Origin of the sequence: Rhodococcus sp. UNC23MFCrub1.1 (genome assembly GCF_000686025.1) — a bacterium.
Classification (GTDB): Bacteria; Actinomycetota; Actinomycetes; order Mycobacteriales; family Mycobacteriaceae; genus Rhodococcoides.
Map to the genome: position 1 here is coordinate 20,004 of NZ_JMLQ01000015.1, position 24,635 is coordinate 44,638.

Here is a 24,635-nt window from a genome sequence, read left to right on the forward strand (position 1 = left end):
GTACCACAATAGCCGTGATGCGAGGTACGGGCAAGAATGTCCGCGTCAGCGCGTCGTGACGCCGTCCGCGATGTCCAGCTCCAGCACCGTCATCCCGTCGTCCCCGGCGCGGTCGGCCAACTCGCGCGCGATGCTCGCCGTTCCGAGCACGAGCACGGTGGGTCCGGCGCCCGAGACCGTCGCGGCGTGCCCGTGTGCACGCAGGGTCTCGACCCATCGCGACGTCACCGGCAGGGCGGAGGCCCGGTAGGGCTGGTGCAGGCGATCCTCGGTGGACACCATCAACAGATCGGGTCGCGTCGTCAGGGCCACGACCGCGAGCGCGGATCGGCTCGCGTTGAACGCGGCGTCGCGGTGCGGAACGAGGTCGGGCAACAGTCCGCGCGTGTGCGCCGTGGACGACCGTTCGGTCGGGATGAGCACCGTCGCACCGATGTCCGGGTGCACGTCGAGACGGGCGGCCGCATAGGCCCGCGGCCCCTCCGGCGGGCCGGACTCGCGGCTCCAGGACACCACGGCGCCGCCGAGCACGCTGGCCGACGCGTTGTCCGGATGACCCTCGAACTCGGCGGCCAGCTGCACCATCTGCTCGGGCGACAACGCGAGAGCCGGATCCAGGGACGCCGCGAGGCAGTTGGCCGCGGCGAGCCCACCGACCACCGCCGACGCCGACGAGCCGAGGCCGCGAGAGTGAGGAATCCTGTTGTAGCAGCGTACTTTCAAGCCGTCCGCCCACACGCCGGCCGACTCGAGACCACGCTCGATCGCTCGCACGACGAGATGCGACGGACCCCACGGAACCTCGCGCGCACCCTCACCGTCGACCTCGATGTCGAGCCCGGACTCCGCCACGGTGACGACGACGTCGTCGAACAGACCCAGGGCGAGCCCCAGTGTGTCGAACCCTGGTCCGAGGTTGGCACTGGAGGCAGGCACGCGGGCGTGCGCCATCGTCCCGGTGGTGAGTGTCCTCGTCACGTCGGCCGGCCCGGCCACTATGCCGACTCGGTAGCAGCCGGGTTCACCGACGAACCTGGCGCCACAGTCGATCCCGCGATCGAGATCCCGATCATTCGGACGTTCCCTCGAGTCGGAGAACGCTGGTGACGGCGGTGACGATGTCGAGTTCCTTCAGCGCGTCCACGGTGGCCGCCAGAGCCGAGTCCTTGGCGCGGTGCGTGACGACGACGAGACGGGCATGCTTGCTCGCGCCCTCCTGGCGCACCGTGGAGATGCTGACGTCGTTCTTGGCGAACTCGGCCGCGACGGCGGAGAGCACTCCGGCGCGATCCGCGACCTGCATGTTGACGTGGTACCGCGTGGGGGTGTCCCCCATGGGTGCGACGGGGAGCTTGGCGTACGTCGACTCCCCGGGTCCACGGCCGCCGTAGAACTTGTTGCGCGCCGCCATCACCAGGTCGCCCATGACGGCGGACGCGGTGGGAGCGCCGCCCGCACCCTGGCCGTAGAACATGAGCCGTCCCGCGGCCTCGGCTTCGACCACGACGGCGTTGAAGGCACCCGACACCGAGGCGAGCGGGTGCGACAGCGGTACGAGCGACGGGTAGACGCGGACGGAGATGCGGTCGTTGCCGTCGTCGTCACTCACACGCTCGCACAGCGCGAGAAGCTTGACGGTGCAGTCGAACGCACGCGCGGTGGCGATGTCCGCCGCGGTGATCGAGGAGATCCCTTCGCGGTGTACGTCGGCCGAGGTGACCCGGGTGTGGAACGCGAGTGAGGCCAGGATGGCGGCCTTCGCCGCAGCATCGAAGCCCTCGACGTCGGCCGTCGGATCCGCCTCCGCGTATCCCAGCCGTCCCGCCTCCGCGAGCGTGTCCGCGTAGTCCGCACCCGTCTCGTCCATGGCCGAGAGGATGAAGTTCGTCGTGCCGTTGACGATGCCGATGACACGGTTCACCCGGTCACCGGCGAGAGACTGCATCAGCGGCCGGACCACCGGAATGGCCCCTGCCACAGCGGCTTCGAAGTACAGGTCGGCGCGGTGGCTCTCGGCGGCATCGGCCAACTCACCGGTGTACTCGGCGAGGAGTGCCTTGTTGGCCGTGACGACCGACTTGCCGGCGTTGAGCGCGGCGAGGATCAGTTCGCGGGCCGGCTCGATGCCGCCGAGCACCTCGACCACCAGGTCGACGTCGTCGCGCGCGACGAGTGCGCGCACGTCGGTGGTCAGCAGGTCGGGGTCGATGCCGCGGTCCTTGCCGATGTCGCGCACCGCGACTCCCCGCAGCACGAGCGGCGCACCGACGCGGGCGGTGAGATCGGTGGCGTGATCGAGCAGGATGCGCACGACCTCGCTGCCGACGTTCCCCATACCGAGGACGGCGACGCCGATCGGCTTGTCCACGGGACTGACGAAGGCCGCGGCCTCCGACGACACTGACGATTCTGGAGCGGTCACCGGTCTACCTCCAAGCTGAGCAGGTCGTCGAACGTTTCGCGGCGGAGTACCAGCCGCGCTTGCCCGTCCCGCACGGCGACGACGGCCGGACGGGGCAGAAGGTTGTACCGGGACGACATCGAGTAGCAGTACGCACCCGTCGCGCCCACGGTGAACAGGTCACCGGGACCGAGATCCTTGGGCTGCCACGTGTCGCGGATGACGATGTCGCCACTCTCGCAGTGCTTTCCGACGATCCGGGCCAGAACGGCCGGAGCCTCCGACGTACGCGACGCGAGGCGGCCGACGTACTCGGCCTGATAGAGCGAGGTCCGGATGTTGTCGCTCATGCCCCCGTCGACGCTGATGTAGCGGCGCGTGTGGGTGCTGTCGACGGTGACGTCCTTGACGGTGCCCACCTCGTACAGCGTCACGGTGCCCGGTCCCGCGATCGCACGTCCGGGCTCCACTGCCAGTGTCGGAGTAGGGATCCCGGCGGCCGCCGACTCGGACTCGACGATGTGGGCGAGCTTGGCGGCCAGATCCTGCACGGGGGGCGGGTTGTCCCCCGGCACGTAGTGGATGCCCATGCCGCCGCCGAGATCGACCACGGTGATCTGCGAGGTCTTCTCGGTGCCGAACTCGGCCTTGATGTCGCGCAGCAACCCGATCACGCGGTGAGCCGCGAGCTCGAACCCGTCGACCTCGAAGATCTGGGATCCGATGTGCGAGTGCAGGCCGACGAGGCGCAGATTGTCGGTCTCGAACACTCGACTGACGGCCCGGAGCGCGCTGCCGTCGGACAGGCTGAAGCCGAACTTCTGGTCCTCGTGGGCGGTGGCGATGAACTCGTGCGTGTGTGCCTCGACCCCGACGGTGATGCGGATCAGGACGTCCTGCACCGTTCCCGCCGCGGCAGCGACCTCGTCGAGCCGGTCGATCTCGATCATCGAGTCCAGCACGACGTGCTCGACACCGGCGCGCACTCCCGCCTCCAGTTCGGCCCGTGACTTGTTGTTGCCGTGCATCGCGATCCGGTTCGCCGGGAAGCCCGCGTTCAGTGCGATCGCCAGCTCGCCGCCCGAGCACACGTCGAGGGACAAGCCCTCGTCCGCGACCCAGCGAGCGATCTCCCCACACAGGAAGGCCTTGGACGCGTAGTGCACCCGCTCGGGGGCACCGAACGCCTCCGCCATCTCGCGGCAGCGCGACCGGAAATCGTCCTCGTCGATGACGAACAGCGGCGTGCCGTACGTGGCGGCGAGTTCCGTCACCGGAACACCGGCCAGCGTCACGACGCCGTCGTCACCACGAGCTGCGTTGCGGGGGAACACCTTCGGATGAAGGTCCGTGAGTGCCGCGCTGTCCACCGGACGCTCCGGGGTGCCGGGGCCCGACTGCTCGGCGTGCCGCGGCCCGGCGGGATGCGCGCTCACATCTTCTCCGGTGCACTGACACCGAGCATGGCCAGGCCGTTGGCCAGGACCTGCCGGGTGGCGTCGCCCAGGGCGAGCCGCGCTGTGTGGACGGGCATCGGATCCTCGTCTCCTCGGGGAAGTACTCGACACGCTCCGTAGAACCGGTGGTAGGCACCCGCCAGCTCCTCGAGGTACCGGGCGATCCGGTGGGGTTCGCGCAGCCCCGCCGCACTGGCGACGACGCGGGGGAACTCCCCGACGGTACGGACGAGGTCACCTTCCGCGGCATGGGTCAGCAGCGCGAAGTCGGGATCCGCGGCGGAGACGCCCAGCTCCTCGGCACCGCGGGCGAGAGAACACAACCGGGCGTGGGCGTACTGCACGTAGTAGACGGGGTTGTCGTTGCTCCGGCTCGCCCACAGCGCGAGATCGATGTCGATCGACGAGTCGACCGACGACCGCACCATCACGTACCGCGCGGCGTCGATCCCGATGGCCTCCACGAGGTCGTCGAGAGAGATCACCGTGCCCGCACGCTTGCTCATCTTCACGGCGACACCGTCGCGGACGAGGTTGACCATCTGACCGATCAGCACCTCGACGGTCGCCGGATCGTCGCCGAAGGCTGCGGCAGCGGCCTTGAGCCGACCGATGTAGCCGTGGTGGTCCGCGCCGAGCATGTAGATGCACAGGTCGAACCCGCGAGATCGCTTGTCCTGGAAGTACGCGATGTCGCCGGCGATGTACGCGGCGTTGCCGTCGCTCTTGACCACGACGCGATCCTTGTCGTCGCCGTACTCGGTGCTGCGGAGCCACCAGGCCCCGTCCTTCTCGTACAGGTTGCCCGAGGATTTCAGCGTCTCCACAGCGCGCTCGACCGCGCCGGACTCGAAGAGCGAGTTCTCGTGGAAGTACACGTCGAAGTCGGTGCCGAACTCGTGCAGGTCCGACTTGATCTTCGTGAACATCGCGTCGACGCCGAGGGCTCGGAACACCTCCTGCCGCTCGTCGTCGGGCAGACCCATCACGTCCGGTCGCTGCGTGACGACGGCCGCGGCGATCTCGGCGATGTACTCGCCCGCGTAGCCGTCCTCCGGTGCGGGCAGACCCAGCGCCGAGGCGACCAGCGAGCGTGCGAACCGATCGATCTGCGCGCCGTGATCGTTGAAGTAGTACTCGCGGGTGACCGCGGCACCCCGCGAGGTGAGGATGCGCCCCAGGGCGTCGCCCACCGCGGCCCAGCGAGCGCCGCCCAGGTGCACGGGACCCGTGGGGTTCGCCGAGACGAACTCCAGGTTGATCGAGGTCCCGGTGAGCTCGTCGGACCAGCCGTAGCGATCGTTCTCGCGCTGCACGCGCTCCACGATGGCGCCCTGAGCGGACTTCGCGAGCCGGATGTTGAGGAATCCGGGACCGGCCACGTCGACGGCCTCGACAGCGTCGGCACCGGCCAGAGCGTCCGCGAGCCAGGTCGCCAGGTCGCGGGGGCTGACGCCCGCCTTCTTGGCCACCTGCATCGCGACGTTGGTCGCGTAGTCGCCGTGCTCGGGATTGCGCGGGCGGTCCACCGTCACCGTCGCGGGCAACACGGCAGGATCGAGTCCGTGCTCGGTGAGCACGGCCGCTGCGGTGGCATGCAGCAGTTCGGCGAGGTCGGCGGGAGTCACGGGGCCTTATCCTATGGTCTCGCTGCACAGCACCCCGACCGCGGTCACCGGTGGGTCCGACGGGAGCGCTTCAGCGAGGGCTCAGACTCCCTCCGTACAGTGGGGCTGCCTCGAGTAGGCGGCCACTCATCTCCTCGATCGAAAGAGCGCTCCGACCATGCCAAGCGGTTCCGACAAGAAGTCAGCCAAGGCCATCAAGGCTGCCAGCAAGACCGGCACCCGGAACAAGGGTGGTGTCCCCTCCAGCGTGGGATCGGGCAAGCGACGTCAGATCCCGTGGCTGACGGTGGCGGCATCCGTCGTGGTCATCGCGCTGATCGGCGCCCTGGCCTGGAACCTGGTCCCCAAGTACCAGGACCGCGCCGAGGCGCAGCGCTTCGCTCCCACCGAGGAGAACCAGGACCCGTCGACCGGCATCGACGGCGTGGTCACGCAGGACTATCCCGCTGCGCTGCACGTCACCGGCTCGCAGCGTGTCGCCTACGACCAGTCGCCGCCGTTCGGTGGCCCGCACGACCAGGTGTGGGCCAACTGCATGGGCACGGTCTACCCGGACGGTCTGCGCACCGAGAACGCCGTGCACTCGCTCGAGCACGGCGCCGTCTGGATCGCCTACAACCCGGACGACCTGAGCGAGGACCAGATCTCGACGCTGGCCGCCAAGGTCGAGAACCAGCAGTACATGCTCATGTCCGCCTACCCCGGACTCGACTCCCCGATCTCGCTGCAGTCGTGGGGCCACCAGCTCAAGCTCGACAGTGTCGACGACCCCCGGATCGACCACTTCATCGCCGCACTGCGCCTGAACCGCTACGCCTACCCCGAGGTCGGCGCGAGCTGCTCCACGACGCCGGAGACCTTCGATCAGGACAACCCGCCGCCGTTCGACGGCAGTGCACCGGGCCCCGACGCGGTGCCGATGAGCGGCGAGGGCCTGACCCCCGACGCCTCCGAGACGGGTGCGGGTCAGCTCCCGGGCGGGCTGGGCCTGCCCACCGACGGCCTGCCCACCGACGGCGCGGCAGTGCCCACACCGTGAGCGTGACGACGGAGGAGCGGCCCACGGCGCAGCGGAGTCAGCGGTCGGCGCTGCTGGTCCTGGGCGCGGTGGCCCTGCTCGTCATCGGATTCGCCGTCGGCTTCCTCGCGCAGACCCCGTTGCGGGACGATCCGGCACCCACACCGGGCGCCGATTCGGTCGACGTCGGGTTCTCGCAGGACATGACCGTGCACCACAACCAGGCGATCGAGATGGCGACCATCGCGCTCAGTGGCGCCTCCGATCCGCTGGTCAAGAATCTCGCGTACGACATCCTCACGACACAGCAGAACCAGGCCGGGCAGATGCAGGGCTGGCTGGCGCTCTGGGACGCCGCTCCGTTGCCGACGGGCGGCTACATGGGCTGGATGACGGAGGACGGCGGACACTCCATGTCCGGCTCGTCGATGTCGTCCATGTCCGGGTCCGGCTCGTCCACCGGTCCCGTGCAGACCATGCCGGGTATGGCGAGCACGCAGGACATGACGGCGCTGCGCGCCGCCACCGGTCCGGCACTGGACGTGCTGTTCCTCCAGTTGATGCTGCGCCACCACGAGGGTGGTCTGCCGATGATGGAGTACGGCGCGGTGCACGCGGAGACGCCCGCGGTGCGCAATCTCGCGCAGACGATGGTGAACACCCAGACCTCGGAGGCTCAGCTGATGACGCAGATGCTCACCGAGAAGGGTGCTGCTCCGCTCTGATCGCGTGATGCGCTACTGTTGGCACCGCCCGAAACGGCACATCGGAGTTCGCTCCGGTGCGCCCCCGTAGCTCAGGGGATAGAGCGTCCGCCTCCGGAGCGGAAGGCCGCAGGTTCGAATCCTGCCGGGGGCACCCATCACTCGCCCGGTGCGAGCACCGTCAGTCGTTCGCCAGGAGCGCCGACATCACGGCGTCGGCCGTCAGCCGGGCCGTCGGTTTCCTCGCAGGCGCCAGGTCGTGTCCCGCTGCCTCGATAGTCACGATGGTCACCGCTCCCCCGATCCGCGCCGTGTGCTCGCGCAGTTCGTCGGCGGTGGCGAACGGGTCCCGCGAGCCGTGCACGATCACGGTCGGCGCGGCGATGCCCGGGAAGTGCTCGGTCCGCAGGGTGTCCGGCTTCGTCGGCGGGTGCAGCGGATAGGACAGTGCGAGAAGAGCGTCCGCGATGTCGGGGTCCTCGGCGAGGAGCATCGAGGCCTGACGGCCTCCGTACGAGTGACCCCCGACGATCACCGGTCCCCGCGCATCCAGCGCCCGCACCGCGGCGGCGATACCGGCACGATCCGCGGCGGCGCCCGCTCGGTTCGGAGGGCCCTTGGGCCGAGCCTGACGAAACGGGAGATCGATCCGCGCCGTCAGTACCCCACGGTCCGCGAGCTCGTTGGCGACGCCCACCAGAATCGCTGCGTCGCAGTTGCTTCCCGCACCGTGGGCGAGCACGGCCGTCGCGACGGGTGCGCCGGCAGGTTCGTGGACGACGCCGTGGATCCCGTCGGCACGCCACTCCCGCACCGTTCCCTCCGTCATGCCGCGACCGTAACGCAGAACGGGCACCGACCACAGCGGTCGATGCCCGTTCTTCTCGTGCGTCCGGTGTCAGGGAACCTGCGTGAGCCCCACCGTCGGGAAGAACGCGCAGGTCTTGCCGTCGTGCGAGACCTGGCCGAAGATCGCCGACAACACGGTGCCCGAGCCCGTGGCGACGGGTGCCAGGCGGACACCGGCGTTGGGGAACTTCGAGAGGTTGTTCGTCAGCAGGTCGCGTCCGATGGAACGGAACGGCTCACCCAGTGGCTCGATGATCTCCGCGAGGACGACGTCGGTGAGACCACCCATGTCGGCGAAGCCACCCTTCAGCGTGTTGACGTTGAACCACGCCACCTGCATGCCGGACTTGTTCGCACCGTCGTTCACGATGCCGCCGGGCGCCGGAACGAAGGCGTACAGCGTCTCGCCCGGATCGGCGATCGTGGTGTCGATCCCGGGCAGTGTCGGAATGGTGACACCCGGCACCTTCGGCGTGTACGGGCCGGGAGCCGAACCGGCGACCGCGGGCACGATGCCGAGCGGCGCACCCGGGAGCGCGGAGCAGTTGATCGCGGCCGTCGGGTAGAAGAACGGCGTGAGACCGAAGCCGCCGAGCAGTCCGTTCGCAGCGTCCAGCAGCGCCAGCGGGTTCGTACCGGCAGGCTCCGCGACATCGACCGACGGTGCGGCACCCAGCACGGCGCGCGCCGCCTCGAGGGCGACGTCCCCCGGCGCAGCGGATCCCTCGAGAGTGGCCAGCGCCTGCTGGAACGGGTCCGGAGCGGGTGCCGGATCGGCAGAGGCGACGGCCGGCAGCGCGAGCGCTCCGGCGCAGGCGATGGCCAGGGCGGCCACCGTTCGACGAGGCCGACGGAATGTACGCATGCATGCTCCTGAATGGCTCGGGGTCGACGATCTCGGGATCGAGATGCGCGTGCGGTCCCTTGGGAACCGTGTGGTCCGATTCGATCACGGGTTTCGTCAGGTCACGGTCGTCGAGACTGCATTGATACCAAAGTGTCGCATGATGCAGATGTGACGGATGTGGCGATCGACTCGGTCGTGCGCCGAGTCGATCCACCGTGCGAACGTGGGAAGATCGACCCATGTCGTCAGCGCCGAAGCTTCCGCTGGACCCCATCGCGGAAGCTCACCGTCAGTGGATCCGCCACGGATGGTCGGACGCCGCCGACGGCATGGCCGCGGTCACGTCCATCATGCGCGTCCAACAGATCATGATGGCGCGCGTCGAAGAGGTCCTCAAACCCACGGGGCTGACCTTCGCTCGCTACGAGTTGCTCACCCTGCTCACCTTCACGAAGACCGGCGCCCTGCCGATGGCGAAAGCCAGCGCACGCCTGCAGGTCCATCCCACCTCGGTGACCAACGCCGTCGACAGGTTGGAGAAGGCGGACCTGGTCACGCGGGTACCGCACCCCACGGATCGCCGCACCACACTCGTCGAGATCACCGAGGCGGGACGGCAATTGGCGGTCAAGGCGACGGAAGATCTCAACGACCGCGTGTTCGGGCTCCCCGGAGTCGCGGGTGCGGATCTGGACAGACTGGTGTCCATCCTCGCCGGGGTCCGGCGGCGCGCCGGGGACTTCGACGACGAGGACACGTCCGGCTGGTGACAGCAGAGATCCGGTGCCACTCCCCTCGCTCGGGCGAGGAGTGTCGCACCGGATCTCGGTACGGCCGGATCAGCGGTGGCGGAACACCGGCTGACGCTTCTCGGTGAAGGCGGTCATGCCCTCGGTCTGATCGTCGGTGGCGAACGTCGAGTGGAACAGGCGACGTTCGAACCGAACACCCTCCGCCAGAGTCGATTCGAACGCCCGATTCACGGCTTCCTTCGCCATGACAGCGATGGGCAGCGACTTCGCGGCGATCGTCTCGGCCGTCTCCAGCGCATCGGCGAGCAGATCGGCCGCCGGCACGATCCGCGACACGAGCCCTGCTCGCTCCGCCTCCTCGGCGCCCATCTTGCGGCCGGTCAGACACATCTCCATGGCCTTGGCCTTGCCGACGGCACGGGTCAACCGTTGGGAGCCACCGATTCCGGGGATCACCCCCAGAGCGATCTCCGGTTGGCCGAACTGAGCCGTGTCCGCTGCGATCAAGATGTCGCACATCATGGCCAGCTCGCAACCCCCACCGAGGGCGTAACCCGCCACGGCGGCGATGGTCGGTGTGCGCACTGCGGCGAACGCGTCCCACTCGGAGAAGAAGTCCTGCGTGTAGACCTCCATGTAGGTCTTGGACTGCATCTCCTTGATGTCGGCACCGGCCGCGAACGCCTTCTCGGAACCGGTCACCACGATCGCCCCGATCGCCGGATCACGATCGAACGCCACGGCAGCCTCGACCACCTCGGTCATCAGCTGAGAGTTCAACGCGTTCAGCGCCTTCGGCCGGTTCAGCGTGATGACGCCGACGCGGCCCCTGGTCTCGACCGTGATCGTCTCGAATTGCTGCGTCTCCACTTTCGGCGTCCCGACGTCGCTCACGCGGTACCGCCCGAACGCTCACGGATGTCCTGCACGATGCCGGAGAAGTCCCTGTCCCCGTGCTCGGCGGCGTACGCCTCGTACATCGCCGAGGCCAGCATGCCCAGCTGCGCCTCGACACCGTTGGCGCGCACGGCCTCCGACACGAGACCCAGATCCTTGCGCATCAACGCGGCGGCGAATCCCGGCGTGTAGTCGTTGTTCGCGGGACTCGTCGGCACCGGTCCCGGAACGGGACAGTTGGTGGTCAACGCCCAGCACTGTCCCGATGCCGTGCTGGCGACGTCGAACAGTGCCTGATTGGTCAGCCCCAGCTTCTCCCCGAGCACGAAGGCCTCGCTGACGGCGATCATGGAGACCCCGAGAATCATGTTGTTGCACAGCTTGGCCGCCTGGCCGTTGCCGCTCTGTCCGCAGTGCACGATCTTGCCACCCATGATCTCGAGCAGCGGATTCGCCTCGGCGACGGCAGCGTCGTCGCCCCCGACCATGAACGTCAGCGTGCCCGCGGTGGCTCCACCGACGCCGCCCGAGACGGGAGCGTCGACGGCGCGGTGGCCCGCGGCCCGCGCGACGTCGGCCGCCGTTCGGGCATCGGCCACGTCGATGGTCGAGGAGTCGATGAACAGAGTGCCGGCGCCGGCAGCGGGGACGACGTCGGCATAGCAGTCGAGGACGTGCTTGCCACTGGGCAGCATCGTCACCACCACCGAGGCACCCGCCACGGCGTCGGCGGCAGACTCGGCGACCGTGATGCCCTTCTCCCGCGCCTGGTCGAGCGAGGCGGGAACGAGGTCGAAGCCTCGGACGTCGTGGCCGGCCGCGGCGAGGTTGGCCGCCATCGGCCCGCCCATGTGCCCCAGCCCCAGGAAGGCGATCACGGTGCTCACGATTGTGGTCCTTTCGAGACGGAGTCCGCCGCAGCGGACGTCAGACCCAACTCGGCGTCGCCGAGCGGTGCGAAGAAACGATCGACGTCGGAGGTGGTGACGTCGTCGAGATGGGCAGGCCGCCAGCGCGGTCGACGATCCTTGTCCACCACCTGCGCGCGGATGCCCTCGACGAGGTCGGGGCTGTCCAGGCAGGCGATGGACACGCGGTACTCGTCGTCGAGGACCTCGTCCAGCGACGACGCCGCGGCCGCGCGGCGCAGTGAGCGGAGCGTGACCGCCACCGACGTGGGGGACTTCGCCTCGATCGCGTCGGCCGCAGCGACGGCCTCGTCGCGGCCGTCGGCACGTAACCGCGCGACGATGCTCGCCGCGTCGTCGCCCGTGTAGGCCGCGTCGATCCACTCACGCTGCGCCGCCAGAGCCGACTCGGGAACGGGCGAGACGAGCGACAGCGCGGTGTCGACGGTGCCCGTGTGCAGGGCCTCGACGAACGCCGGCAGATCCTCGGTGGGCACGAAGTGGTCGGCGAATCCGGCAGCGACGGCGTCGCCCGCCGTCATGCGCGCGGTGGTCAACGCGAGGTGAGTGCCGATCTCGCCGGGCGTCCGGGCGAGGAGATACGTCCCGCCGACGTCCGGAACGAAGCCGATGCCGACCTCGGGCATCGCGACCTTCGACTTCTCCGTCACGATACGGACCGTCGCGTGAGCGGAGATACCCACTCCGCCGCCCATCACCGCACCGTCCATCAGAGCGACGATCGGCTTGCCGTACCGGTTGATCCGCGAATTCATGACGTACTCGTCCCGCCAGAACTGCGCGGTGGCGGACCCCGTCGGCCAGTTCTCGCCCGCCTTCGCCTTCGCGTCGTCGTGGATCGCGACGATGTCGCCGCCGGCGCACAGTCCGCGCTCCCCGTTGCCGGTGATCAGCACGGCGCGCACCGACGGGTCGTCCTCCCACCTCACGAGAGCCGCGTCGATGTCGCGCACCATCGCGTGGCTGAGCGCGTTGATCGCGCGCGGCCGGTTCAGGGTGACCGTGGCGACCCCGCGGTCGACCGTCAGCAGGACGTCGGAGTTCTCCGCGGCGGTGTCGCTCACGCGGCACCCACCACCGATCGGGCGATGACGATTCGCATGACCTCGTTCGTTCCTTCCAGGATCTGGTGCACTCGGAGATCGCGGACGATCTTCTCCAGACCGTACTCACTGAGATAGCCGTAGCCACCGAGCAACTGGAGCGCGTCGTTGGCCACGGTGAACCCCACGTCGGTGGTGAACTTCTTCGCCATCGCACACAGCTGCACCTTGTCGGGAGCATCGGCGTCGAGAGCACTCGCGGCCCGCAGGAGCAGGACCCGGGCCGCCTCGAGATCTGTCCGCATGTCGGCCAGCCGGAACTGCAGTGCCTGCGCGTCGAGCAGCCGTGATCCGAACGCACGACGGTCGGCGAGGTAGGACACCGCGGCGTCGAACGCCGCCGTCGCGCCGCCCAGCGAGCAGGCCGCGATGTTGATGCGACCGCCGTTGAGGCCGTTCATCGCGATGCGGAACCCGTTGCCCTCGCCGCCGAGCAGATTCTCGGCCGGCACCGTGACGTCCTCCAGGATCACCTGGCGGGTGGGCTGCGCGTTCCAGCCCATCTTGGCCTCGTTGGCGCCGAACGACAGTCCCGGCGTGTCCTTCTCGACGACGAACGCGGAGATGCCGGACGGGCCGGGCCCGCCGGTGCGTGCCATGACGACGTAGACGGCGGACTCGCCGGCACCCGAGATGAACTGCTTCACGCCGTTCAGGACGTAGGTGTCCCCGTCGCGTACCGCCTTGGTCGACAGCGCGGCCGCGTCGGATCCGGCGCCCGGTTCGGTGAGGCAGTAGCTGCCCAGGGTCTCCATCGAGCACAGAGCCGGAAGCCACTGTCGCCGTTGATCGTCGGAGCCGTAGGTGTCGATCATCCACGCCACCATGTTGTGAATCGACAGGTACGCGGCGATCGACGGATCACCTGCGGCGAGCTTCTCGAAGATCCGCACGGCGTCGACGCGGCGCAGACCGGAGCCGCCGACGTCCTCGGCGATGTAGATCCCGCCCATACCGAGAGCGGCGGCCTTGCGCAGGACGTCGACCGGGAAGTGCTTGGTCCGGTCCCACTCCACGGCGTTCGGAGCGAGGAACTCCGCGGCGAAATCCGCTGCCGTCTCGCTGATCGCGCGCTCGTCCTCGTCGAGCGCGAAGATGTCCGCCACCGTCAGTCCATCGTCGGGATGACGAAGTGGTTCTGCGCCACAGCTTCCTTGCGGCCGCTGGGCCACCGCTGGGTGACCGTCTTGGTCTTGGTGTAGAACCGCACCGAATCCGGTCCGTGCTGATTGAGGTCGCCGAATCCGGACCGCTTCCAGCCACCGAAGGTGTGGTACGCGATCGGCACCGGAATGGGAACGTTGACGCCGACCATGCCGACATTGACCCGCGCGGTGAAGTCGCGCGCCGTGTCACCGTCGCGCGTGAAGATCGCGACACCGTTGCCGTACTCGTGAGCCGACGGCAGGCGCAGGGCCTCCTCGTAGTCGGCCGCACGCACGATCTGCAGCACCGGTCCGAAGATCTCCTCCTTGTAGATGCGCATGTCCGTCGTCACCTTGTCGAACAGCGTTGCGCCGGTGAAGAACCCGTTCTCGTGGCCGGCGAGCGAGAAGCCTCGGCCGTCGACCACCAGGTCCGCACCCTCGTCGACACCGATCTGCACGTAGTCCGTGACACGCTGGACGGCCTCGGCCGTGATGAGCGGTCCGAAGTCGCTGCCCGCGTCGTCGCTGCGTCCGACGCTGAGCTTCTCGACGCGCTCGACCAGCTTGGCGCGCAGGGCCTCCGCGGTCTCCTCGCCGACGGGCACGGCCACGGAGATGGCCATGCAGCGCTCACCCGCACTGCCGTAGCCGGCACCGATCAGCGCATCGGCCACCTCGTCGAGATCGGCGTCGGGCATGACGATGGCGTGGTTCTTCGCTCCGCCGAAGCACTGGGCGCGCTTGCCGTGCGCCGCCGCCGTCTCGTAGATGTACTGGGCGATGGGCGTGGAGCCGACGAAGCCCACCGCGCTGACGCGGGGGTCGGTCAGGATCGCGTCGACTGCTTCCTTGTCACCGTTGACGACGTTGAAGATTCCGGGAGGGCCACCGGCCTCGAGGAAGAGTTCGGCCAACCGCAGCGGCACGGAGGGGTCCCGCTCGGACGGCTTGAGGATGAACGCGTTGCCGCAGGCGATGGCGGGCGCGGCCTTCCACAGCGGAATCATCGCGGGGAAGTTGAACGGGGTGATGCCGGAGACGACACCGAGAGGCTGACGCATCGAGTACACGTCGATACCCGTTCCGGCACTCGCCGTGAACTCACCCTTGAGCAGATGCGGGATGCCGGTGGCGAACTCGACGACCTCGAGTCCGCGCTGGATGTCGCCCTTGGCATCGGCCACGGTCTTGCCGTGCTCGGACGAGAGCAACTGGGCGAGCGGCTCCATGTTCTCGTTGATCAGGGCCAGGAAGCGCATCAGGACGCGGGCACGCTTCTGCGGATTCTGCAGCGCCCACTCGACCTGCGCCTCCTCGGCGTTCGCCACGGCCGCCTCGACCTCCGCCGTACTGGCGAGCGGAACGCGGGCCTGCACCTCGCCGGTGTTCGGGTCGAAGACGTCGGCGAAACGGCCCGACTCCCCCGCCACGTGCTGTCCACCGATGTAGTGCGTCAGTTCTCGGGTCACGGATCCACCTTCGTCGTCGTTGAGTGAGGTGATCCTATAGTCGGACGTCCACGTATGTCCAGGATCACGCCCCGCCCATCCGCCGGTAGAGCGCATCGAGCTCCGCCATCGCGGACCGCACCCCGCGCTCGTCGACGTCCGCAGTCCGCAACGCGATGCGCAGCAACGACGCCTCGAGATCGTCCGACGCCGGCGAGAACAGCGGGTCCGGCAGCGCGGGCAGCGTCGTCGCGTCACCGAAGTGATCGTCCGGATCGACCGTCGCCTCCGCGTCCTCGACGAACCCGACCAGGGCATCGAGGTCGACTCCGCGCAGCGCCAGCAGGCGGGTCGGGTCCTCGTCGATCCGCTCCGCGGCGAGATACGTCAGCGCCGCGGCGTGCTTGCAGGGCCACCCGCTGTCGGGGCAGGTGCAGTCGAAATCGAGCTGCGACGCACTCGACAGCAGCAGCCGCGGCCCCAGCGCCCGCGGAACCGAGCCGGAGGCGAGCTCGGTCAGCATGCCGGGCGACTCCTGTACGTCGGACATCAGCGCGTCCATGTCGAACGGATCCAGGACAGCGATGCTCACGGACGCCGAGAACGGCTCCACCTGACTGCCCTGGACGTCGCCGTCGATCCGCCCCGGCCGGAGTTCGAGGGAGATCACCTGCCCGCCGCGGGCGTACGTCCGTCCGCGCGAGAGCCGCCCGGCGTCGGCGATCGACTCGATGGTCTCCACGAACTGCTTGCCCCACCACGTGCGACCGAAGGCGCCCCGAGAGGTCTTCGCCGCGATGCCGTCCGGGATCCGCCGCCGGGGGCCGAACTGGTCGAACTGCGCCATCAGTCGCCCACCGCGTCCTCGGAGAGCGTGAGCAGATCGCGCAACTCCCCCGTCGACAACTCGGTGATCCAACTCTCGCCGGAGCCCACCGCGAGATCGGCCAGATCCTTCTTCGTGGTGAGCATGGTGTCGATGCGCTCCTCCACGGTGCCGACGCACAACAACTTGCGCACCTGGACGTCCTTGCGCTGGCCGATGCGGAACGCGCGATCCGTCGCCTGGTTCTCCACCGCCGGATTCCACCACCGGTCCAGGTGCACCACGTGATTGGCGGCCGTCAGGTTGAGGCCGGTGCCACCCGCCTTGAGCGAGAGCACCATGATCGGAGGACCGCCGGCGGACTGGAACTCCTCGACCATCGCGTCCCGTCGACCCTTGCTCACACCACCGTGCAGGAACGGGACGGGAACGCCGAACCGGCGTTCGAGGTACGGCGCCACCATCGATCCGAACGCCGTGAACTGGGTGAACAACAACGCCTTCTCGCCGTCGCCGAGGACCGAGTCGAGGATGTCGTCCACGAGTGCGAGCTTGCCGGAGCGGTGCTTGCCACGACGTAACACCGTCGACCCGTCGTCGAGGAAGTGCGCCGGGTGGTTGCACACCTGCTTGAGCCGGGTCAGCGCGCCGAGCACCGCACCCTTGCGCGCCATGCCCTCGCTCTCGGCGATCTGTCGCATCATCTCGTCGACGACGGCCTGGTACAGGCTCGCCTGCTCGGCGGTGAGGTTCGAGCGCACGGTCATCTCGAACTTGTCGGGCAGATCCGCGATGACCGTCTTGTCGGTCTTCACCCGCCGCAGAACGAACGGTGACGTGAGGGAGCGCAACCGGGCCACGGCGGTCTCCTCCTTCTCGCGTTCGATCGGGATCGCGAAGCGTGCCCGGAACGTGGCCGGGGTGCCCAGGATGCCGGGGTTGCAGAAGTCGAAGATCGACCGGAGCTCGTCCAACCGGTTCTCCACGGGCGTGCCCGTCAGCGCGATCCGGTGCGCCGCGGGAATCGCCCGCGCCGCGCGGGCCTGCGCCGTGCTGCTGTTCTTGACGTGCTGGGCCTCGTCGAGCACCACCCGTCGCCAGGTCTGCGCCGACAGTTCGCCCACGTCGCGGGCCAACAATGCGTACGTCGTGACCACCAGATCGTGCGAGCGCACCGCAGCCGTCAGGTCGTCCCCCGTCGCGCGATCCGGCCCGTGGTGCACCAGCACGCGCAGGGTCGGCACGAACTTCGCCGCCTCGCGCTGCCAGTTGCCCACCACCGACATGGGCGCGACGAGCAACGTCGGTGTCACCGATCGCTCGTGCGCCAGGAGAACCAGCAGCTGCAGCGTCTTTCCCAACCCCATGTCGTCGGCCAGTACCGCCCCGAGGCCGGCCGAACTCATGAAGGCGAGCCACTCCACACCGCGCTGCTGATACGGCCGCAGCGTCGCGTGCACCGAGTCGGGCACCTCCACCGGTTCCGGCCGGCGGTCCGGGTCGAGCAACTTCTGCGCCCAGCCGGTGGCCTCGATCCGCTCGACGGGAACCGGCGGCGGTTTCTCGGCGGACAACTGCCCCAGCACGTCGGCGAGCGGCAGGGCGCGGTCCCGGTTCTGCTTCTTCACGTACTCGATCGCGCGGCTCAGGGCGGTTCCGTCGGCCTGCACCCAGGTGCCGCGCAGTCGCACCAGGTCGCCCTTCGTCGACGCGAGCCGGGCCATCTCCTCCGGCGTCAGTTCCATGTCGCCGATGGCCAGTTGCCAGTCGTACGAGACGATCTCGTCCAACCCCACCGCCCGGTTCTCCGCGGTGGGCGACGGCGGCGAGTCGACCTTCAGCCGCAACGACGCGTCGAGGCGACTCCACGCCCGCGGAAGCAGCACCCCGACCGACACGGCACGCAGCTTCTCGACCCCGTGCAGCACGAAGTCGGTCACCGCCGCCGTGGGCAGCAGCATGTCGAGCGAGCCGGTGTCCGTCGCCATCGAGCGCAGCGGCTCGTACGCGGCCATCGCCTCGCCGAGCTTCGCCACCGCGACCCGGAACAGTTCCGCGTCCCGCACACCCGGCGCTCCGCCACCGTGTGCACCGGGCGCGCCGCCGCGGTGCACCACCACCGGCGTCGGCGCCTCACCGTCCGGACGCAGCAACACCTCGAGCGGCCACAACGGCTCCCCGGTCTCCTCGTCGTCGTCCGGTTCGGTGAGCCGCAGGACCAGCTCGGGCTCGTCGCCGCGCAGGCTCGCCCGCCACTGCTCCAGTGCCGCCTCGGAGCGAGCCGATCCCTCCTCGTACGGCTCCTCCTCGACGAGGGACCACAGGAGCGGATGCTCGACTACGGGGCGTCCGATGACGCGGCGCACGATCGGATCCGTCACCTCGGCGAGCAGGTCGTCGAGGACGGCGCGCGCACCGCCCTCCGCACTCTGCACCGGCGGCATCGCGGCCGCCAGTTCCGCGCGCCACGCGCGCTGTGGCTCCCCTCCGACCAGTCGCCACCGCAGCCACCACTGCGACTCGAACCGCACCTGCACCGGGACCACCCGCGCGGCACGGACCCACCGCTCCACCCCGGCCACCACGAGGGCGAGATAGCGCAGATCACCGGAGATCGCGGGATGGCGGGGCGGAACGCGCAACAGCAGTTCCGCTGCGTCCGCCGGCGCCAGCGCGATCGACGGCATCGACACCGCCACGTGTCCGCGCGGCGTCGGCAGGGTGACGTCGGCACGGTGCCGCATCCGTCGGGACATCACCTTGGCCAGGTGAGGCGGGAGCTCCGGCGTGTCGGCCGAGTGACGGTCGCCGCTCGGGGCGTCGTCGTCCTCCCACAACATCAGGCCTCGACCGGGGGTCCAGAGGCCGTGGAGCATGGTGCCATCCAATCACTGCGAGGCCTGTGCAGAACGTCCCGCGTCCTGTCGGACCCACCCGGCATACTCGCTCCTCGTGACCTTCTCCTCGACCCGGCCGACGCGGCGTCTCGCGTCCGCGCTCGTCGCCGCGATGGTCCTGGCCGTCCTCACCGGCTGCTCGACGCTGCTGGGCGCGCCCACTCCCGCACCGGGCAGTCCCCCCGCGACGACGATCGAGTCACTGCTCGCGCAGGTCGCCGTCGTGGACTCCCGGCCCGACGTGCCGGGGTACGAGCGCAGTTGCAAGGCCGGGGACGGATGCGTGTTCGGTCCCGCCTGGACCGACGACTACGACGGTCCGGGCGGACACGACGGCTGCGGCACCCGCGACAACGTGCTGCAGCTCGCGCTCACAGACGTGCAGTTCCGGCCGGGAACCAACGACTGCGTCGTCGTGGCGGGATCGTTGAGCGATCCGTTCACGGGATCGGTGCTGCCGTTCAGCAAGCAGAGCGCGGGCGACGTGCAGATCGACCACACCTACCCGCTGGCGGCGGCGTGGGACATGGGCGCATGGCAGTGGCCGCTCGATCAGCGCATCCGTTTCGCCAACGACATCACGTACAACCTCATGGCCGTCTCGGGTGCGGAGAACCAGTCGAAGAGCGACAAGACCCCCTCGGACTGGATGCCTCCCAACGGCGCGTACCACTGCTACTACGCGGGGCGGTTCCTCACGGTGGCCGTCCGGTACGGGCTTCCCGTCACGGTGGCCGACCGGGACGTGCTGACCACGGTGTCGAACTCCTGCCCCTGACTCCGTCCGAACCCGAGCCGTCGCCGGAACCGTTACGCTGCCCGTCATGTCGCGTGTGTTCACCAAAGACACCCAGCTCTGCATGTCGTTGTCGGGGCGGCCCAGCAACATCGGGACCCGGTTCCACAACTACCTCTACGACGAGCTGGATCTGAACTTCGTCTACAAGGCGTTCACCACCACCGACCTCCCCGCGGCCGTCGCCGGAATCCGTGCGCTCGGAATCCGCGGCTGCGGAGTGTCCATGCCGTTCAAGGAGGCCTGCATCGAGCACGTCGACGTCATGCACGACTCGGCGTCCGCGATCGACTCGGTGAACACCATCGTCAACGAGGACGGCGTGCTGCACGCCTACAACACGGACTACCAGGCCGTCGCGGACCTCGTCCGGGAGGCCGGTCTCGACCCGTCGTGGTCGGTCGCGGTCACGGGCAGTGGCGGCATGGCCAAGGCCGTCGTCGCCGCGCTGCGGGACACGGGCTTCACCACAGGAACTGTCGTGGCGCGCAACGAGAGAACCGGACCGGCTCTCGCCGAGAAGTACGGCTACGGCTGGTCGGCCACCGCCGACGACGTCTCGGCCGACGTCCTCGTCAACGTGACACCCGTCGGGATGGCCGGCGGTCCGGACTCCGACGCGCTGCCGTTCGCCACCGAGCAGATCGCCGCCGCTCGCGCCGTCGTCGACGTGGTCGCGGTGCCGTCAGAGACACCGCTGATCGTCGCGGCGCGCGCCGCCGGAAAGCCCGTGATCACCGGTGCGCAGGTGGTGGCACTGCAGGCCGCGGAGCAATTCGCGCTGTACACCGGCGTGCGCCTGCGCACCGAGCAGATCCAGCGGGCCTCCGAGTTCAGTCGGCGCTGAGGTCGTTCGACCAGCCGACTACTCACGGAACATTCTGGCGGTGACCTCGAGGGCGGCGCGCCGTGGGAGCAACCGCACACCGGCCGACTGCAGCTTGTTGTTCACTCCGGACACCACCGAGGCCGGGGGCCGCTTGGCCGCGAGCGCCGCGAACGTCGTGTCCATGACCTGTTCCGACGTCTGCATCTTCCCGAACGCGGCGTCCTTGCTGCCGAGCACCTCGAAGAACTCGGTCTCGGTGGGACCCGGCGAGACCGCCATGACGGTGACGCCGGTCCCGCGAGTCTCGACGGCCAGCGCCTCGGTGAAGCTGAGCACGAACGCCTTGCTCGCCGCGTAGACGGCCATTCCCGGGAGCGGTTGGTACGCCGCCGTGCTCGCGAGCGTGACCAGCACGCCCGCGCCGTGCTCGATCATGCCCGGCAGGAACGCACGCGAGAGATCGACGACAGCAGCGATGTTCACGGCGATCTCGTTGCCGAGCGTCACCGGATCCTCCTCGACGAACGGCTGGTGCGTCCCGAATCCCGCATTGTTGATCAGCGAGTGCACCGTGATGCCGCGGTGACCGAGAGTCGCCTTCAGCGCCGATCCCGCACCGGGCACGGCGAGGTCCGCGGCGATCGGGGTGGCGGTGACACCGTGCCGGGAGGAGATCTCCGCAGCCAGCTCCTCGAGGCGATCGAGTCGCCGCGCGACGAGCACGACGTCGCACCCGAGGGATGCGAAGCGTCGTGCGAAATCGGCACCCAGGCCCGAGCTCGCGCCGGTGACGAGGACGGTGGATCCGGTGAGACGCGTACGCAGCGTCGACATGGTCATCCGCTCACTGTAGGGACCGGACGTCCGACGATCAGAAGTTCTGCCATGTGGGTTTCTCCGACAACGCGTACCGGTAGTAGTCACTCGACCCCAGCGCCGACGCCGCGCCCTCGTCGACGACCACGGTCACGTGCGGATGCATCTGGATCACCGACGCCGGACAGGACGCGGCCAGCGGCCCCTCCACCGACGCGGCGAGAGCCTCCGCCTTCCCCTCGCCGAGTGCGACGAGGACCAGATGGCGGGCCTCGAGAATCGTGCCCAGACCCTGGGTGACCACGTGATGCGGTACCTCGTCGGCGGAGTCGAAGAAGCGTGCGTTGTCCTCCCGCGTGCGGCGCGTGAGGGTCTTGACCCGCGTGCGGGAGACGAGCGACGACCCCGGTTCGTTGAAGCCGATGTGGCCGTCGGACCCGATGCCCAACAGTTGCACGTCCACACCGCCCGACGCGGCGATCGCGGCGTCGTAGCGAGCGCACTCGGCCGCGACGTCCGCCGCCTCGCCGTTCGGACCGTCGATGGCATCCGGGTCGATGTCGATCTCCGCAGCGAACTCCGTGGCGATCACCGAACGGTACGACTGCGGATGGGCGGCCGGCAGACCCACGTACTCGTCGAGGAGGAACGCCCGGCAGGACGCGAACGACAACGCCTCCTCGCGATGCCGCCGACCGAGCTCCCGGTACGTCCCCAACGGGGTGGACCCCGTCGCCACGCCCAGCACCGCGGCACCCTGCCGAACCCTGCGTTCGACGATGTCCGCCACGGTGCGGTGCACCGCCGCCGCGTCGTCACGGATGACGATCTCCATCCGGCACACCCACTTCCACTCGTCCGCGCCTCACGACGCTCGTCACGGTCAGATCGGCATCGGTGATCACGATGTCCGCGCGCATCCCGGCCGCCAGGCGCCCCACCGTGTCCTGCAGGCCGAGGAACCGAGCCGGTGTGGTCGCCCCCATGCGCACCGCCGACACCAGGTCGACTCCCGACTCGGCCACCGCCCGTCGCACGATGTCGAGGACTGTCGACGTTCCGCCCGCGATGGCTCCCGGCTCGTCGCCGTCCTGCGTCAGGCGCGCCACCCCGTCCGCGACCGTCACGTCGAGCGAGCCCAATCGGTAAGGGCCGTCGCTCATCCCGGCCGCGGCCATGGCGTCGGAGACGAACACGATGCCGTCGGGTCCGACGAGGTCGACCACCATGGCGACCGTCCAGGAATCGAGATGCACTCCGTCACCGATGAGTTCGAGCACCATCTCGCCGCGTCCCGCCGCCGCGAGACACGCGGCCACCGGTCCGGGCGACCGATGGTGCAGCGGCGGCATCCCGTTGAACAGATGGGTGGCGCTCACCGGCCCGGTCAGCCGCGCCAGCGCTGCCGTGACCGTGGCCGCATCGGCGTCGGTGTGGCCCACGCTCGGACGGATGTCGTTCTCGGCCATCACCCGAGCGAGGGCGTCCAGGTTCGCGGTCTCCGGTGCCAGCGTCATCGACCGCACGGCTCCCCCGCCGGCCGTCACCACGGCCTCGAGGAGACGCGGATCACCCGGAACGATCGCCGCCGGATCCTGTGCACCGCAACGGCTACGGGCGAGGAACGGCCCCTCGAGATGAACGCCCGCGATGTCGCCGCGGCGCCACAGCTCCGCCAGCAGTGTCGTCCTGTCGACGAGCACCTCGCGCGGGGCGGACACGAGGGAGGCGAGCATGGTCGTCGTCCCGCTGCGCACGTGATGCGCGACAGCGGCATCGACGGCGTCGGCCGTGGCATCGGGAAAGCCTGCTCCCCCGCCGCCGTGGCAGTGCACGTCCACCATGCCCGGCAGAATCGTCGAGGACGACGGCGGGACGGCGATGTCCGTCCGCCCGCGGGCCGGGCCCACCCGGACGATCCGATCGTCCTCGAACTCCACCACCCCGTCCTCGAGCACGCCGTCCACCAGGACGACGCGCCCGCGGAGGAGGGTCACGCCGAGCCGCCGCCGGCCGGCTTGTCCGTCGGCGCGGTCGTGGCGTCCGTCGATGCGGTGGTGGCCGCCGGTGCGCCGGTGGTCACCGCCGCGTCGTCGAGGGTCACGTCGTCCTCACGTCCGGGCGTGCGCAGGTTCCACTTCTTGATGACGAAGCTGAACAGCACGTAGTAGATGACGGCGTAGACCAGGCCGATCGGGATGAGAAGCCATGCCTTGGTGGCGATGCCGTAGTTCAGCAGGTAGTCGATACCGCCCGCGGAGAAGAAGAAGCCGTCGTGGATGCCCAGTGCGTTGGTCAACGCCATCGAGGTACCGGTCAGCACCGCGTGCACGATGTAGAGCGGCCAGGCGACGAACATGAACGAGTACTCGAGCGGCTCGGTGATACCGGTGACGAAGGCCGTGAGACCGGTCGAGAGCATGATGCCACCGACGAGCTTCTTCTGCGACGGCTTCGCGTTGCGGTAGATCGCGAAGGCAGCGGCGGGCAGCGCGAACATCATGATCGGGAAGAAGCCGGTCATGAACACTCCGGCGCTCGGGTCCCCGGCGAAGAAGCGGTTGAGGTCGCCTCGGACGATCTGGCCGCTCGCGTCCGTGTAGTCACCGACGAGGAACCACACGACGGAGTTGAGGATGTGGTGCAGGCCGGTCGGGATGAGCATGCGATTGGCGAAACCGTAGATACCGCTGCCCACGACGGAGTGATCGGCGACGGTGGCGCCCACCCAGTTCAGGGCGCTGTAGAACAGCGGGTACACGAAGGACATCAGGACGCCGACCACGAGACCGGTGATCGCCGTCAGGATCGGGACGAGGCGTCGGCCGCTGAAGAAGCCCAGGTAGTCGGGCAGCTTCTGACGGTAGAAGCGTTGCCAGAGAACGGCGGAGAGCAGACCGATGATGATGCCGGCCAGCACGCCGTAGTCGATGACGGCAGGGTCGCCGTTCGCGTCGACCTCGCCGTCGAGCACCACCGGCGACATGGCCGTGAAGACGCCGTCGACCACCATGTAACCGACCACCGCGGCCAACGCGGTGGAGCCGTCCGACTTCTTCGCCCAGCCGATCGCGATGCCGACTGCGAAGATGAGGGGAAGCCACGTGAAGACCGACTGCCCCGCGGCCGAGATCACCGATGCGGTGGTCTCGAGCGGGGTGAAGCGTCCGAGCAGATCGGGCTGGCCGATGCGGAGCAGGATGCCTGCGGCGGGGAGCACGGCGATGGGCAGCATGAGACTGCGCCCGAATCGCTGCAACCCGGCGAGTGCGCGGGAGTCCTTCTTCTCG

Annotated in this window: 22 protein-coding genes and 1 tRNA gene; 6 read left to right on the forward strand and 17 right to left on the reverse strand. The window is 69.1% G+C overall.

What is annotated here, in order from left to right; translation table 11 throughout:
• Positions 1-45 precede the first annotated feature (45 nt).
• The 4 genes from thrB to argS all read right to left on the reverse strand — a co-directional run bounded on the left by thrB (position 46) and on the right by argS (position 5,486).
• Positions 46-978, reverse strand: a complete 933-nt coding sequence (gene thrB / locus BR07_RS0121915) for a homoserine kinase (protein WP_027507229.1) — start codon at positions 976-978, stop codon at positions 46-48.
• A 91-nt stretch (positions 979-1,069) separates the two neighbouring features.
• On the reverse strand, positions 1,070-2,422 hold the full coding sequence (locus BR07_RS0121920; protein ID WP_155957165.1) for a homoserine dehydrogenase: 1,353 nt from the start codon (positions 2,420-2,422) through the stop codon (positions 1,070-1,072).
• Entirely contained in the window at positions 2,419-3,837 is a 1,419-nt protein-coding gene (gene lysA, locus BR07_RS0121925; protein WP_027507231.1) for a diaminopimelate decarboxylase, read from the reverse strand. Before lysA ends, BR07_RS0121920 begins: the two co-directional genes overlap by 4 nt.
• Positions 3,834-5,486 carry an arginine--tRNA ligase gene (gene argS, locus BR07_RS0121930; protein ID WP_027507232.1) on the reverse strand — a complete coding sequence of 551 codons (1,653 nt, stop codon included), beginning with the start codon at positions 5,484-5,486 and terminating at the stop codon, positions 3,834-3,836. Before argS ends, lysA begins: the two co-directional genes overlap by 4 nt.
• A 157-nt stretch (positions 5,487-5,643) precedes the next feature.
• On the opposite strand from argS, the gene BR07_RS0121935 reads away from it, so the two are divergent.
• From BR07_RS0121935 to BR07_RS0121945, 3 genes are all read left to right on the forward strand, one after another.
• The gene (locus tag BR07_RS0121935) at positions 5,644-6,525 is read left to right on the forward strand and encodes a DUF3105 domain-containing protein (RefSeq protein WP_027507233.1); all 882 of its coding nucleotides are present in this window, start codon (positions 5,644-5,646) and stop codon (positions 6,523-6,525) included.
• A gap of 2 nt (positions 6,526-6,527) precedes the next feature.
• Positions 6,528-7,229, forward strand: a complete 702-nt coding sequence (locus tag BR07_RS0121940; protein ID WP_027507234.1) for a DUF305 domain-containing protein — start codon at positions 6,528-6,530, stop codon at positions 7,227-7,229.
• A 60-nt stretch (positions 7,230-7,289) separates the two neighbouring features.
• Positions 7,290-7,362, forward strand: a tRNA-Arg gene (locus BR07_RS0121945).
• Positions 7,363-7,389: 27 nt separating this feature from the next.
• Here BR07_RS0121945 and BR07_RS0121950 read toward each other — a convergent pair.
• Together BR07_RS0121950 and BR07_RS0121955 are read right to left on the reverse strand one after the other, a co-directional pair.
• Positions 7,390-8,037 carry an alpha/beta hydrolase family protein gene (locus BR07_RS0121950; protein WP_027507235.1) on the reverse strand — a complete coding sequence of 216 codons (648 nt, stop codon included), beginning with the start codon at positions 8,035-8,037 and terminating at the stop codon, positions 7,390-7,392.
• Positions 8,038-8,106: 69 nt separating this feature from the next.
• A complete protein-coding gene (locus tag BR07_RS0121955; protein ID WP_027507236.1) occupies positions 8,107-8,922 on the reverse strand; it encodes a hypothetical protein in 816 nt (271 codons plus the stop codon).
• A gap of 221 nt (positions 8,923-9,143) precedes the next feature.
• On the opposite strand from BR07_RS0121955, the gene BR07_RS0121965 reads away from it, so the two are divergent.
• Positions 9,144-9,674 carry a MarR family winged helix-turn-helix transcriptional regulator gene (locus tag BR07_RS0121965; RefSeq protein WP_027507237.1) on the forward strand — a complete coding sequence of 177 codons (531 nt, stop codon included), beginning with the start codon at positions 9,144-9,146 and terminating at the stop codon, positions 9,672-9,674.
• Positions 9,675-9,743: 69 nt separating this feature from the next.
• On the opposite strand, the gene BR07_RS0121970 is transcribed toward BR07_RS0121965, so the two are convergent.
• From BR07_RS0121970 to BR07_RS0122000, 7 genes are all read right to left on the reverse strand, one after another.
• Positions 9,744-10,526 (reverse strand): enoyl-CoA hydratase, encoded by a 783-nt coding sequence (locus tag BR07_RS0121970; RefSeq protein WP_027507238.1) that lies wholly within the window; start codon positions 10,524-10,526, stop codon positions 9,744-9,746.
• A 20-nt stretch (positions 10,527-10,546) separates the two neighbouring features.
• Positions 10,547-11,440 carry a 3-hydroxyisobutyrate dehydrogenase gene (gene mmsB, locus BR07_RS0121975; RefSeq protein ID WP_027507239.1) on the reverse strand — a complete coding sequence of 298 codons (894 nt, stop codon included), beginning with the start codon at positions 11,438-11,440 and terminating at the stop codon, positions 10,547-10,549.
• Positions 11,437-12,546, reverse strand: a complete 1,110-nt coding sequence (locus BR07_RS0121980; RefSeq protein ID WP_037187413.1) for an enoyl-CoA hydratase/isomerase family protein — start codon at positions 12,544-12,546, stop codon at positions 11,437-11,439. The genes mmsB and BR07_RS0121980 overlap by 4 nt, the downstream gene beginning before the upstream one ends.
• Positions 12,543-13,682, reverse strand: coding sequence for an acyl-CoA dehydrogenase family protein (locus BR07_RS0121985; RefSeq protein WP_027507241.1), 1,140 nt, complete (start codon positions 13,680-13,682; stop codon positions 12,543-12,545). Before BR07_RS0121985 ends, BR07_RS0121980 begins: the two co-directional genes overlap by 4 nt.
• Positions 13,683-13,693: 11 nt before the next feature.
• Positions 13,694-15,202, reverse strand: a complete 1,509-nt coding sequence (locus tag BR07_RS0121990) for a CoA-acylating methylmalonate-semialdehyde dehydrogenase (protein ID WP_027507242.1) — start codon at positions 15,200-15,202, stop codon at positions 13,694-13,696.
• A 64-nt stretch (positions 15,203-15,266) separates the two neighbouring features.
• A complete protein-coding gene (locus tag BR07_RS0121995; protein ID WP_037187418.1) occupies positions 15,267-16,028 on the reverse strand; it encodes an SWIM zinc finger family protein in 762 nt (253 codons plus the stop codon).
• Positions 16,028-18,883, reverse strand: a complete 2,856-nt coding sequence (locus BR07_RS0122000; RefSeq protein ID WP_027507244.1) for a DEAD/DEAH box helicase — start codon at positions 18,881-18,883, stop codon at positions 16,028-16,030. Before BR07_RS0122000 ends, BR07_RS0121995 begins: the two co-directional genes overlap by 1 nt.
• A gap of 133 nt (positions 18,884-19,016) precedes the next feature.
• Here BR07_RS0122000 and BR07_RS0122005 point away from each other — a divergent pair, with 133 nt between their 5' ends.
• Complete coding sequence (locus BR07_RS0122005) at positions 19,017-19,682, forward strand: HNH endonuclease family protein (RefSeq protein WP_027507245.1); 666 nt, start codon at positions 19,017-19,019, stop codon at positions 19,680-19,682.
• A gap of 46 nt (positions 19,683-19,728) precedes the next feature.
• Positions 19,729-20,547, forward strand: a complete 819-nt coding sequence (locus BR07_RS0122010) for a shikimate 5-dehydrogenase (RefSeq protein ID WP_027507246.1) — start codon at positions 19,729-19,731, stop codon at positions 20,545-20,547.
• An 18-nt stretch (positions 20,548-20,565) separates the two neighbouring features.
• Here BR07_RS0122010 and BR07_RS0122015 read toward each other — a convergent pair whose 3' ends face one another.
• Genes BR07_RS0122015 through BR07_RS0122030 form a run of 4 tightly spaced genes read right to left on the reverse strand, consistent with a single transcriptional unit; the run spans position 20,566 to position 24,580 of the window.
• The gene (locus BR07_RS0122015; protein WP_027507247.1) at positions 20,566-21,369 is read right to left on the reverse strand and encodes an SDR family NAD(P)-dependent oxidoreductase; all 804 of its coding nucleotides are present in this window, start codon (positions 21,367-21,369) and stop codon (positions 20,566-20,568) included.
• A gap of 31 nt (positions 21,370-21,400) precedes the next feature.
• Positions 21,401-22,180: a glucosamine-6-phosphate deaminase gene (gene nagB / locus BR07_RS0122020; protein WP_027507248.1), complete on the reverse strand. Its 780-nt coding sequence runs from the start codon at positions 22,178-22,180 to the stop codon at positions 21,401-21,403.
• Positions 22,161-23,342, reverse strand: a complete 1,182-nt coding sequence (locus BR07_RS0122025) for an N-acetylglucosamine-6-phosphate deacetylase (protein ID WP_027507249.1) — start codon at positions 23,340-23,342, stop codon at positions 22,161-22,163. Before BR07_RS0122025 ends, nagB begins: the two co-directional genes overlap by 20 nt.
• Positions 23,339-24,580, reverse strand: coding sequence for a PTS transporter subunit EIIC (locus BR07_RS0122030; protein ID WP_373428369.1), 1,242 nt, complete (start codon positions 24,578-24,580; stop codon positions 23,339-23,341). Before BR07_RS0122030 ends, BR07_RS0122025 begins: the two co-directional genes overlap by 4 nt.
• Between the last annotated feature and the right edge of the window lie 55 nt (positions 24,581-24,635).